At 73.7% G+C, this 12,234-nt stretch carries 9 protein-coding genes and 1 pseudogene; 1 reads left to right on the top strand and 9 read right to left on the bottom strand.

What is annotated here, in order from left to right:
* Positions 1-5: 5 nt before the first annotated feature.
* The 6 genes and pseudogenes from WAB15_RS32880 to WAB15_RS32855 all read right to left on the bottom strand — a co-directional run bounded on the left by WAB15_RS32880 (position 6) and on the right by WAB15_RS32855 (position 7,076).
* Positions 6-1,478, bottom strand: coding sequence for an AlkA N-terminal domain-containing protein (locus WAB15_RS32880; RefSeq protein WP_407288472.1), 1,473 nt, complete (start codon positions 1,476-1,478; stop codon positions 6-8).
* A 79-nt stretch (positions 1,479-1,557) separates the two neighbouring features.
* Positions 1,558-1,920 (bottom strand): annotated as a pseudogene (locus WAB15_RS32875) (prolyl aminopeptidase); the annotation flags it as partial.
* Between the two features lie 145 nt (positions 1,921-2,065).
* On the bottom strand, positions 2,066-2,605 hold the full coding sequence (locus WAB15_RS32870; RefSeq protein ID WP_407288471.1) for an O-acetyl-ADP-ribose deacetylase: 540 nt from the start codon (positions 2,603-2,605) through the stop codon (positions 2,066-2,068).
* A 128-nt stretch (positions 2,606-2,733) separates the two neighbouring features.
* Positions 2,734-4,146 carry a phytoene desaturase family protein gene (locus WAB15_RS32865; protein ID WP_407288470.1) on the bottom strand — a complete coding sequence of 471 codons (1,413 nt, stop codon included), beginning with the start codon at positions 4,144-4,146 and terminating at the stop codon, positions 2,734-2,736.
* Between the two features lie 49 nt (positions 4,147-4,195).
* Positions 4,196-5,029: an inositol monophosphatase family protein gene (locus WAB15_RS32860; RefSeq protein ID WP_407289333.1), complete on the bottom strand. Its 834-nt coding sequence runs from the start codon at positions 5,027-5,029 to the stop codon at positions 4,196-4,198.
* A gap of 193 nt (positions 5,030-5,222) precedes the next feature.
* Positions 5,223-7,076, bottom strand: a complete 1,854-nt coding sequence (locus tag WAB15_RS32855) for a gamma-glutamyltransferase family protein (RefSeq protein ID WP_407288469.1) — start codon at positions 7,074-7,076, stop codon at positions 5,223-5,225.
* 182 nt (positions 7,077-7,258) lie between these two features.
* Between WAB15_RS32855 and WAB15_RS32850 the strand changes: the two genes are divergently transcribed.
* Entirely contained in the window at positions 7,259-8,032 is a 774-nt protein-coding gene (locus WAB15_RS32850) for an SIR2 family NAD-dependent protein deacylase (RefSeq protein WP_407288468.1), read from the top strand.
* Between the two features lie 189 nt (positions 8,033-8,221).
* Here the strand turns inward: WAB15_RS32850 and lpdA are convergent, their stop codons facing one another.
* Genes lpdA through WAB15_RS32835 form a run of 3 tightly spaced genes read right to left on the bottom strand, consistent with a single transcriptional unit; the run spans position 8,222 to position 12,231 of the window.
* Positions 8,222-9,625, bottom strand: coding sequence for a dihydrolipoyl dehydrogenase (lpdA, locus tag WAB15_RS32845; protein WP_407289332.1), 1,404 nt, complete (start codon positions 9,623-9,625; stop codon positions 8,222-8,224).
* Positions 9,626-9,683: 58 nt separating this feature from the next.
* Complete coding sequence (locus tag WAB15_RS32840; RefSeq protein ID WP_407288467.1) at positions 9,684-10,916, bottom strand: MFS transporter; 1,233 nt, start codon at positions 10,914-10,916, stop codon at positions 9,684-9,686.
* Positions 10,917-10,959: 43 nt separating this feature from the next.
* Positions 10,960-12,231, bottom strand: coding sequence for an MFS transporter (locus WAB15_RS32835; protein WP_407288466.1), 1,272 nt, complete (start codon positions 12,229-12,231; stop codon positions 10,960-10,962).
* Positions 12,232-12,234: the final 3 nt, after the last annotated feature.

The raw sequence follows: 12,234 nt of genomic DNA, 5'->3' as shown, positions 1-12,234 counted from the left end.
GCGGCTCAGTTCGTCGGGAGGTGGTTGATGGGGTGGTCGTCGGTCGCCCAGAGGTACTGCACGGCGTAGGCGCGCCAGGGGCGCCAGACCGCGGAGTGCCGCACCAGGGCCGCCGGGGTGTGCGGCAGGCCGAGGCCGGCGGCCGCGCGGCGCAGTCCGAGGTCGGTCGGGGTGAAGGCGTCGGGGTCGCCGAGGCCGCGCATGGCGATGCACTCGACGGTCCAGGGGCCGATGCCGGGCAGCGCGGCGAGCCGGGCGCGGGCCTCGTCCCGGTCGCTGCCGACGCCGAGGTGCAGGGCTCCGGAGGCGAGGGCGGCGATGACCCCGGTGAGCGTGGCGCGGCGGGTGCGGGGCATGGCCAGCGACTCGGGGTCGAGTGCGGCGAGCGCGGCGGCGGACGGGAAGAGGTGGCTGAGGCCGCCGCCCGGGTCGTCGACCCGCTCGCCGTGTGCACGGACCAGCCGTCCGGCGTGGGTACGGGCGGCCGCGGTGGAGATCTGCTGGCCGAGGACCGCGCGGACGGCGAACTCGGCGGCGTCGACGGTGCGCGGGACCCGGCGGCCTGGCGCCTTGGCGACCAGCGGTGCCAGCTGCGGGTCCTCGCGCAGCAGCCCGTCGACGGCTTCCGGGTCCGCGTCGAGGTCGAGCAGCCGGCGGCAACGGGCGATGGCGCCGGCCAGATCGCGCAGGTCGGTGAGGGCCAACCGGCAGTCGATGTGGTCCGGCCGGGGCGCGAGTGCGACGATGCCGTGCCCGTAAGGGAGGCTCAGGGTGCGGCGGTAGGCGCCGTCCCGCCACTCCTCGACGCCGGGGACGGCGGTGGCCGCGAGATGTCCGAAGAGGTTGTCGGGGTTCAGCGGCTGTCGGAAGGGCAGTCGCAGCGCGAGCGTGCCGGGGACCGCCGCACACGGACCGGGCCGGGCCCGCTGCCGCAGGTCGGTCGGGGAGAGCGCGAAGACCTCCCGCACCGTCTCGTTGAAGGTGCGGATGCTGGCGAAGCCGGCGGCGAAGGCGACCTCGGCCATCGGCAGCGCGGTGGTCTCCACCAGGAGCCGGGCGGTCTGTGCGCGCTGGGCGCGGGCCAGGGCGAGCGGCCCGGCACCCAGCTCGGCCAGCAGTTGCCGCTCGATCTGCCGGGTGCTGTAGCCGAGCCGGGCCGCGAGGCCGGGGACGCCCTCGCGGTCGACGATGCCGTCGGCGATCAGCCGCATGGCGCGGGCGGTGAGATCGGCCCGCTCGTCCCACTGCGGGGACCCGGGGCTGGCGTCCGGGCGGCACCGCTTGCAGGCCCGGAACCCGGCCTGCTGGGCGGCGGCGGCACTCGGGTAGAAGCGCATGTTCTCGGGCTTGGGCGGCACCACGGGGCAGCTGGGGCGGCAGTAGATACGGGTGGTGAGCACCGCCGTGTAGAACCAGCCGTCGAAGCGGGCGTCCTTGGACTGCACGGCGCGCAGACAGCGCTCGGTGTCGGTGTGCATGCCTCCAGGATTGCCCAGTGGGCGGGTCGCGGCTGGCGAGAATCCGACATCAACGTCGGGTGACCAGGAAGGGCCCGGGTCACCCGGACTCAGGTGTTCCGTTCGCCGCGAAGCGGTCCAGCGCCCCGATCACCTCGTGCCGCATCGTCCCGCTCCCCTTCTGCCCCGCGTCGTGGATCACGGTCAGCCGGGCGGTCGGCCAGGCGCGGGCCAGTTCCCAGGCGGTGTGCAGGGGCGAGCCCAGGTCCTGGCGACCGTGGACGAGCACACCGGGGATGCCCGCCAGCCGCCCGGCGTCGCGCAACAGGGCGCCCTCCTCCAGCCAGGCGCCGTGCGAGAAGTAGTGCGAGCGGATCCGCACCAGGCCGAGCCGGGCCATCGACGGCCGGTCGCCGTAGGGGTTGGCCGAGCCGGACGGCTCCAGGGAGAGCACCGCGTCCTGCGTTGGCACCTGGACGTCGACCATGCCGACAGGGTGTCATGTCGCCGCAGCACGCCGGTAGGAGGCGATGGCGGCGGGAGGGCACGGGCGGCAGGAGAGCCGTACCGGCCTGCTGCCGCCATGCGAGCCCGGTGGTGAGCGGTCGTCAGGACGCGGCCAGGGCGGCCTCGTAGGCCTCGCGGGCGCGGTCGTCGAAGACGACGAAGCGGATCTCGTCGAAGGCGTCCGGGGACGCAGCGACCGCGGCGCGGACCGTGGCGACGGCGGTCCGGGCGGCGTCCTCCACCGGCCAGCGGTAGACGCCGGTGGAGATGGCGGGGAAGGCGACGGTGCGGGCGCCGAGGCCCGCGGCCACCTGGAGCGACTGCGTGTAGCAGGAGGCGAGCAGGGCGGTGCGGTCCTCGCTGTCGGAGTGCACCGGGCCGACGGTATGGATCACCCAACGCGCGGGCAGCCGCCCGGCGGTGGTCGCCACGGCCCGGCCGGTGGGCAGGCCGCGCCCGTACTGCGCGGCGCGCAGCGAGCGGCACTCGTTAAGGATCTCCGGGCCGCCGCGCCGGTGGATCGCGCCGTCCACTCCCCCGCCGCCCAGGAGGGAGGAGTTGGCGGCGTTGACCACGGCGTCAACGGCCTGTTCGGTGATGTCGCCCTGAATGAGGGTCAGGGAGGTGCTCTTGGCGCTCATGGGGTCCGAGCGTAGGGCTTCGGCCGTGCACGAGGACTGTCGACGGGCCAACCGCGACCGGCGCCCCGTGCGCTCCCGCGGCTCAACGACGAGCCGCACGCAGCCGGCGCCCCGTGCGCTGCCGCGGCTCAACGACGGGCCGCACGCAGCCGGCGCCATACGGTCTTCGCCGCGTAATGGCCCGACATCCCATGGACGCCGGGGCCCGGTGGGGTGGCCTGGGAGCAGAGGAAGACGGCGGGGTGGGCGGTTTCGTAGGGCACGCGGGCGAGCTTCGGGCGGATCAGCAGACGCAGGCCGGCCGCGGAGCCGGTGGCGGTGTCGCCGCCGACGTAGTTGGCGTTGCGGGCGGCGAGTTGCGGCGGTCCGGCGACCGCGCGGGCTAGGACCAGGTCGCGGAAGCCGGGGGCGAAGCGCTCGATCTGCCGCTCGACGACCTCGGTCGCGTCGCCCTCCCAGCCGTTGGGGACATGGCCGTACGCCCAGAAGACATGCTTGCCCTCGGGGGCGCGGGTGGAGTCGATCAGGCTGGGCTGAGCGGTGATCAGGAAGGGTACCGACGGGTCCTGGCCGCGGCTGGCGGCGTCCAGCGCGGCGGAGATCTCACCGCTGGTGGGGCCGATGTGGACGGTGCCGGCGCGCCGGGCCTCCTCGGCCGTCCACGGCACCGGGCCGGACAGCGCGTAATCGATCTTGAAGACGCTGGGGCCGTACTTGACGTCGCGGTAGGCGTTGCCCAGACCGGCGATGCGGGCCAGGGCGGTCGGGGAGGTGTCGAAGACATACGCGCGGGCCGGCGGCAGGTCGTCCAGGCGCTTGACCTCGAAGTCGGTGTGGATCGCTCCGCCGTGGGCGCGCAGCAGCCCGGCGAGCGCGTCGGAGATGGCCTGGGAGCCGCCGCGCGCCACCGGCCAGCCCTTGGCGTGCGCGGCGAGCGCGAACATCAGGGCGATGCCGGACGTGCCGATGCCGCGGAGCGGGGCGATGGCGTGCGCCGCGAGGCCGGCCATCAGCCCGCGGGCCTTCTCGTCCTGGAAGCGGCGGTTGAGGAGCGTGACCGGCTGCGCGGCGACCAGCCCGAAGCGGGCGTAGGTCAGCGGGTCGGAGGGCAGGCCGAGCCACTGGGTGCGCAGGAAGTCATGGGCCATGGTCTCCCACTTGCCGATGAACGGCGCGACGAGCCTGCGGTACGTGCCGGCGTCGCGGGGGCCGAAGGACATCGCGGTCTCGCCGACGGAGTGGGCGAGCACGGCGGCCGTACCGTCCGGGAACGGATGAGCCATCGGGAGGTCCGGGTGCAGCCATTCGAGGCCGTGGCGCTCCAACGGCATCCTCGCGAAGGCCGGTGAGCCCACACCGGTCGGATGCACGGCCGAACAGGGGTCGTGGCGGAAACCGGGGAGGGTCAGCTCCTCGGTACGGGCGCCGCCGCCGATGGTGTCGCAGGCCTCGAAGACCTCAACGGACATGCCACGGCGGGCCAGTTCGACGGCCGCCGTGAGGCCGTTGGGTCCCGCCCCGATCACCACGGCATCGAGCATCCTCGGCACCTGCGCCACTCCCCTCGTGTCCGACCCTCGTCGGTGAGGATCAGTTGGCGGCCGCCAGCAGTCCGAGGATACGCCGCGCGGTTTCGGCGTCACGCGCCGCCGTGAAGGGCAGCGCATTGCCGCCCTCGATACGGAACGGCTGCCCGGCGACCGTGCCGCTGGCGCCGCCCGCCTCATGGACCAGCAGCAGTCCGGCCGCGTGGTCCCAGGCGTTCTCCCAGCTGAAGGCCGTGGCGTCGAGCTCGCCGCGGGCTATGTGCAGATACTCCAGGCCCGCCGAACCGCACGGCCGCGGGGCGATGCCACCGGTCTCCAGCGCGGCCAGCACCCGCTTCTGGTCGTCGTCGGTGAAGTCGTAGTGGGAGGTGGCGACATCGAGGACCGCGTCCGGGGACGGGCTGCCGGCGCGCAGTGCCACGCCGTTGAGCCGGGCGCCGGCGCCGCGGCGGGCGATGGCCATCAGACCGAGCGCGGGGGCGTACGTCCAGGAGGCCAGCACCTCGCCGCGGTGGGCGAGCGCGACGAGCGTGGCGAAGCCGGGGTCGCCGTGCACGAACTGGCGGGTGCCGTCGACCGGGTCGACTATCCAGACGGGGGCGTCACCGTGCAGCGCGTCGAGCACGGACGGGTCGGCGTGCACCGCCTCCTCCCCGACCACCCGGGAGCCGGGCAGCAGGGCCGTGAGGGCGGCGGTGAGGTGCTCCTCGGCGCGCCGGTCGGCGACCGTGACGAGGTCGTGCGGGCCGTTCTTCTCGACGATGTCCTCGGCGGCGAGCTGCCGGAAGCGCGGCATGATCTCGTCGGCCGCGGCGCGGCGGACGGCGGCCTCGACGGCGGCCAGGTCCAGTCCGGTCAACTCGGGCGAGAAGGGCATCGTGGTGGCATCGGTGATGTTCGTGGTGTCTCCCGCGTCTTGGGTACGAAGTGCTTCGATCATGTGTCCATGGAAACACGAGCCACTGACACGGCAGCTGGATCGCAGGTGAACTCCCGGTGTTGCGGAGGGCACGGCGAGGGGCTCGGGCGACGGCGCGGCCGCGGTCCGTGCGCGGCCCCGCCTCGGCGCCTCAGCGCCCGACCGCGTACCCCTGCATCCCCCGGGGATTGGCCGCCGCGGACAGCACCCCGCTCTCCGGGTCGCGCGCCACCGCGCACAGTCGACCCTCGGACCAGGCGTCACCCACCGTGACCAGATGTCCACGCCGTCGCAGCCCGGCGACGACCTCGTCACCGATCCGGGACTCCACCGTCACGCTCCCCGGCCGCATCCCGCGCGGGTAGAACGAGCCGGGGAAGGAGTCCTGGTGCCAGTTCGGCGCGTCGACGGCGCCCTGGAGGTCGGGCCCGCCGCGGACCCGGCCGCGCAGCGCCACGGCCAGGAAGAAGTGCACCTGCCACTGGTCCTGCTGATCGCCGCCCGGTGTGCCGAAGGCCATGACCGGGACCCCGTCGCGCAGCGCGAGGGACGGCGAGAGGGTGGTGCGGGGCCGCCGGCCCGGGGTGAGGGAGTTGGGCAAGCCCTCCTCCAGCCAGGCCATCTGCAGCCGGGTGCCGAGCGGAAAGCCGAGGGCCGGGACCACGGGGCTGGACTGCAGCCAGCCGCCGGAGGGGGTGGCGGAGACCAGGTTGCCCCAGCGGTCGACGACGTCGATATGGCAGGTGTCGCCCCGGGTGGCACCACTGCGGTCGACCTCGGGCGCCACCTGCTCGGGGGCCGGGGCCGGGCGGTCCGCGCGGGCGACGGTCGGCTCGCCCGCGCCGCTCCGGGCCCCCGCTCGGGCGCCGCCTCGGTCCGCACCGGCCGCGGCCGCCGCCGCGTGCTCGCCCAGCCGCGGAGCGCGCCCGTCGGGGCTGCCGGGGCGCAGCTCGAACGAGGCGTGCTCGCCGATCAGCGTCCGCCGCGCGGCGTTGTACCCGTCGCTCAGCAGGGCGTCGAGCGGCACCTGGGCGGCGTCCCCGTACCAGGCCTCCCGGTCCGCCATCGCCAGCTTGCCGCCCTCGATGAGCAGATGCACGTATGCGGAGCTGCCGTACGGGGGCAACTCCTCGGGCAGCAGGGCCAGTTGCTGGAGGAATGCGGGGCCTTGGGACCAGCCGCCCGCCTTGGCGACGGTCCATCCGTTCCAGTCGTGGGTGACGGGCGCTTCGTAGGTGGCGGAGTAGGCGGCCAGGTCGTCTCCGGTGAGCGTGCCGGCGTGCCGTTCACCGGAGGTGTCCATGGCCGGGCGGGCCGCGAACGCGGCGAGCGCCTCACCGATGAAGCCCTCGCGCCAGATGCGGCGGGCGGCGTCGATCCGCGCCTCCCGGCCGGTCGCGGCGGCCTCGGCCTCCGCGGTCAGCCGGCGCCAGGTGGCCGCCAGCGGACGGTTCCTGAGCAGCCCGCCCGGGGCGACGGACGTACCGCCCGGGAGGTAGATCTCGGCGGAGGACGTCCACTCCGTCTCGAAGAGCTCCCGGACCGTCTCGACGGTCTCGCCGATCCGCTCGACGGCCGGGTGGCCGTGCTCGGCGTATCCGATGGCGTACCGGAGCACCTCGGCGAGGGTCTTGGTGCCGTGGTCGCGCAGCAGCAGCATCCAGGCGTCGAAGGCCCCGGGGACGGCGGCGGCGAGCGGCCCCGTACCGGGCACCAGGTCGAGTCCGAGCGAGGTGTAGTGCGCCACGCTCGCCCCGGCGGGTGCCGGTCCCTGGCCGCAGAGCACCCGTACCGGGCCGTCCGCGGGGGCCAAAATGATCGGCACCTCACCGGCCGGCCCGTTCAGATGCGGCTCCACCACATGCAGGACGAACCCGGCCGCCACGGCCGCGTCATAGGCGTTGCCGCCGTCCTCCAGCACGGCCATCGCGGACTGGGACGCCAGCCAGTGCGTGGTGGCGGCCATCCCGAAGGTGCCCTGCAGGGTGGGACGGGTGGTGAACACGGCGGCTCCTGTTCCGAGTGGGGTGGCACTTGGGGTCCCGGGGACACGTGGGGTGACGCGACGGCCCTGGATGGCTACCCCTCCCCTGGTCCGCCACTGCCCATGCCCCGATGCGCGTCCGCTCACCGCGGGCGGGCACTTATTGCGGAGACGGGGGCCGGCCGGCTGCGTACGCTCGCAGCATGACCGGCACCGATGCCTCGCACGACCACCCCGCCCCGGCGTCCCGCCGCCCCCTCGTCGCGATCCTGAGCGGCGCCGGGATCTCCACGGACTCCGGGATTCCGGACTACCGCGGGCCGAACGGGCTGTGGCGGCGCGACCCGGAGGCCGAGAAGCTGGTCACCTACGACGTGTACATGAGCGACCCGGAGATCCGGCGGCGGTCGTGGCGGATGCGGCAGGAGAGCCCGGCCTTCCGGGCGAAGCCGAACGCCGCGCATGAGGCGGTGGCCCGGCTGGAGCGGTCCGGGACGCCGGTGCGGGTGATCACACAGAACGTCGACGGGCTGCATCAGCTCGCGGGGATGCCCGAGCGCAAGGTGCTCGAACTGCACGGCACGGTGCGGGCGGTGGTCTGCACCCGCTGTCACGCCCGGTCCTCGATGCGCCGGGCACTGGCGCGGGTGGCCGCCGGCGAGCCCGATCCGCCGTGCCTGACCTGCGGCGGGATCCTGAAGTCGGCGACGGTGATGTTCGGCGAGCGGCTCGATCCGCAGGTGCTCGGTACGGCGCTGGGCGTGGCCAAGGCGGCCCAGGTCTTCCTCGCGGTCGGCACCACGCTCCAGGTCCAGCCGGCCGCCTCGCTCGCCGGAGTTGCCGCCGAGCACGGCGCGCGGCTGATCATCGTCAACGCCGAACCGACGCCGTACGACGAACTGGCCGCCGAGGTGATCCGCGAGCCGATCGGCAGCGCGCTGCCCCGGCTCCTGGCGGGGCTGGCGGAGCCCGCCTGAGGCGGGCCCGCGGGGCGCCGGGGGCCGGGGCGGGCGGCGCTTCCGCCCGCCCCGGAGCCCCGCGGTGTGCCGTCGCCGACGGGCCCGGGGTCCGTCCGGCCCTGATCCGCCGGACCGGCCCCAGGGCCTGTGTCGGAAGTCCCGTCGTCCGCCCGCGGGGCAGGCGGGACTTCCGACACAGGTGGCGCCCTAGAAGTTGATCATGTGTCCGGCCAGGCCGTGCACCGCTTCCTTGACCGCTTCGGACAGTGTGGGGTGGGCGTGGACGTTGCGGGCGACCTCGTGCACGGTGAGGTCCCACTGCTGGGCCAGGGTCAACTCCGGCAGCAGCTCGGTGACGTCGGGGCCCACCATGTGCGCGCCGAGGAGTTCGCCGTGCCGGGCGTCGCTGAGGATCTTCACGAAGCCCGTGGAGTCGCCCAGGCCGTGGGCCTTGCCGTTGGCGGCGAAGGGGAACTTCGCGACCCGCACGTCGAAGCCCTTCTCCCGGGCCTGTGCCTCCGTCCAGCCGAAGCTGGCGATCTGTGGCTGGCAGTAGGTGGCGCGGGGAATCATGGGGAAGTCCAGCTCCATGGTCTCCGCGCCGGCGATGGTCTCCGCCGCCACCACCCCCATCGCCTCCGCCGCGTGCGCGAGCATCAGCCGGGCGGTGACGTCGCCGATGGCGTAGATGCCCGGTACCGATGTGCGGCACCTTTCGTCCACCGCGACGGCGCCGCCGTCGGTGAGCTGGACTCCGGTGTTCTCCAGGCCGTAGCCCGTGACGTTCGGCTGGAAGCCGATGGCCACCAGCACCTTGCCGGCCTCAAGGGTCTGCTGTGCGCCGTCCTTCGTGCGGACGTGCACCTGGACCTGGGGCCCGGAGTCGTCGATGGACTCGACGCGGGTGGCGGCCATGACCCCGATGCCGAGCTTGCGGTACTGGCGGGCCAACTCGGCCGAGACCTCCTCGTCCTCCAGGGGGGCGATGCGGTCGAGGAACTCCACGAGGGTGACCCGCACGCCGTAGTTGTGCAGGACGTAGGCGAATTCGACGCCGATCGCACCGGCGCCGACGAGCACCATGCTCTCCGGCAGTGTCTCGTCGAGGATCTGCTCCTGATAGGAGACCACCCGATCGGTGCGCCCGGTGCCGGGCAGCATCCGAGGGGTGGCGCCGGTGGCGATGACGCAGTGGTCGAAGCCGACGGTGCTGGTGGTCCCGTCGGCGTGGGCCACCTGGAGGCTGGTGGCGTCCACGAAGGTGCCGCGGCCGTCGTATTCGGTGATCTTGTTCTTCTTCATGAGGTAGTGCACGCCCTTGACGCGGCCGTCGGCCACGCGGCGGCTGCGCCGGAAGGCCTCGCCGTAGTCGAAGCGCACCTCGCCGTCGGCCTCGATCCCGAACGTCTTCGCCTCGCGGGTGAAGATATGGGCCAACTCGGCGTTGCGCAGCAGGGCCTTGGTGGGGATGCACCCGATGTTGAGGCAGACGCCTCCCCAGTACTTCTCCTCGACGACGGCGACGCGCAGTCCCAGCTGGGCCGCCCGGATGGCCGCGACATAGCCCCCGGGGCCGGCGCCCAGCACGACGACGTCATAGTGGTCGACCATCGACAACTCCTTCTTTCCCATCCCGGCCGGGGCGCCGGAGTCCAGACCTGAAGACCTCTCAGGCATTCTGGCTCCTCGCCGCCTTGTCCCCGTAGATCGACCACGACAGGATCAGGACGGACACCGCTCCCACCGCGCCGGCGGCGGCGAGCACCGCGACCGGCCCGAGCCCGGCGAGGACCAGTCCGCCCAGCCCGCCGCTGAGCGAGATGCCCAGGAACAGGCAGCTGCTGTTGAGCGCCACCACTTCGTTGCCGGCGTCGCCCGCGAGCGACAGCAGCCGGGTCTGCAGGGGCGGGTTGAGCGCGCCGCCGAAGATGCCCCAGCCGGCCAGCAGCAGGGCCACCGCGACGACGGACACGCTGCCCGGCCACGCCCAGCCGAAGGCCGCGAGCAGCAGGGTCGAGGAGACCTGGAGGGACAGGGCGAGCACGATGGTGCGGCCGGCTCCCCAGGAGTCGGCGGCGCGCCCGCCGATCAGGGCGCCGCAGGCGCTGGCGATACCCATGAGGGAGACCAGGAAGGCCAGTTGGCCGGGACCGGAGCGGCCGAGGTCGTCGGCGATGACCGCGATGTAGCTGAAGGTCATGAAGTTGCCGGTGGCGCCGACGACGGTGCCCACCAGGCCCAGCAGCACCGGGCGGTGCCCCAGCGGGGCGAGTCGGCGGCGCAGCGGGATGGCGGGAACGCCGGGCAGCGCGGGCAGGAAGACCGCGACTCCGGCGATCACCACCAGCGCCAGGGCGCCGACGAAGATCATCGTGGCGCGCCAGCCGAAGGCGCCGGCGATCGCGGTACCGACGGGGACGCCGACGACCAGGGCGACGGACTGCCCGAAGGTGACGGAGCCCAGATAGCGGCCCACGGCCCCCTTGGGCGCCAGCGCGGCGGCGGTGGAGAACGCCGCGGGCATGATCGACGCGCCGGCCAGGGCGGTGAGGATCCGGAAGACCACCAGCACGCCGTACGTGGGCGCGAGGGCGGCTCCCACGTTCGCCGCGGCGAAGAGCGCCAGCGCCGTCATCAGCACCCGCCGCCGTGGGTAGCGCGCGGTCCGCAGGGCCACGAAGGGCGCCGATAACGCGTAGGTGAGCGAGAAGACGGTGATCAGCTGCCCCGCCACGGCCTCCGAGACGTGCAGCCCCTGGGCGATGTCCTTGAGCACACCGGCGATGACGAAGTTGTCCGTGCCGGCGGTGAAGGACGCCACGCACAGGCACACCAGCCACACGGGAAAGCGCCTGGCGTCGGTGGGTGCCCCTTGCGCCGTGGTGGGGGTAGAGGTTGTCACGTGCTACTCCTTGGGATCAGGTGCGACCCGCACGGCGGACCTTTCACCGGACCGCCCGCACGGGCTGAAGTGCTGCCGCTCCGGCCACCGCGCTCAGGGCGGCGAGCAGGAACAGCAGGGCATAGTTCTCGCCGCCGCCGACGGCCAGGACGGCGGGCGCGAGCGTGGGGGCCAGGGACTGCGGCAGCGCGGTGGCGATGTTGAAGACGCCGAGGTCCCGGCCGGCCGTCGCGCGGCTCGGCAGGACGTCGGTGACCAGCGCGAGGTCGACGGAGAGATAGGTTCCGAAGCCGATGCCGGTGATGGCCATGCCCAGGAGGAACAGCGCGAAGGAGTCGGCCAGTGAGATCACCAGCAGACCGAGTCCGTACAGCACCGCCGCCCACACCACGAAGGGCTTGCGCCGCTGCACCCGGTCGGAGAGCCAGCCGCTGAGCTGGCTGCCGATCACGGTGACGACGGTCTGCGTGAGCAGCGCCCAGAACACCAGCCGCGGCACCTGAGCGGCGGGGTATCCCAGATGGTCGGAGAGGTAGAACGTCTTGTAGGCGCTGAGCACGGACGTCCCCATGAACATCAGGCAGCGGCTCAGCCAGGCCCACCCGAAGTCGGGGTGGCGCCGGGGGTCGACCCAGTAGCTCCGCGCCAACTCCCGTACCCCGAAGGGCGGGCGCTCGGTGAGGCGGCGGTCGCGCAGTACGGCGACCAGCGCGAGCACCGTCAGCGCGCCCACCCCGGCCGGCACCATGAACATCAGCACGACCGACGAGGAGACGGCCTGCGCCAGGAAGCTGCCGACCACCAGGGCGACCGACAGGCACAGCCCCAGGACGCCGGAGACCGCGCCCCGACGGTGTTCGGGTATCTGGTCGGGCAGTACGGCGATCAGCGCCGCGAGCACCGCGTTGAACCCGAGCTGGGTCAGGCACCAGCCGGCCACCAGAGTGGCGACGTCCCGGGTCGTCGCGCAGACGAGCAGGCCCGCCAGCCCGCCGACGAGCCCGCCCACCAGCCAGGGCCGGCGCATCCCGAACCGCGAGGTGGTCCGGTCGCTCAGCCTGCCGAACAGCGGATTGCCCAGGATCGCCAGCACGGACCCGATCCCCAGGGCCAGCGAGAGCACCGCCTGCTTGTCGTGCGGCGCGATCTGCTGGGCCTTGACCGCGAGCGTGACGGTCACCGGCGTCACCAGCGCGATGTACACCCCGCAGTAGGCCGCGGCGAAGAGTCCGACGAGCAGGGGGCCGGCGGTGCGTTCCGGGAGGCGGGCGGGCGGGGTGTGCGGCGGTGCGCTCGCGGCTCCCCCAGCGGTCACTAC

The organism is Streptomyces sirii (genome assembly GCF_045690365.1).
Classification (GTDB): domain Bacteria; phylum Actinomycetota; class Actinomycetes; order Streptomycetales; family Streptomycetaceae; genus Streptomyces; species Streptomyces sirii.
This window is presented reverse-complemented; position numbering and strand designations above follow the sequence as displayed.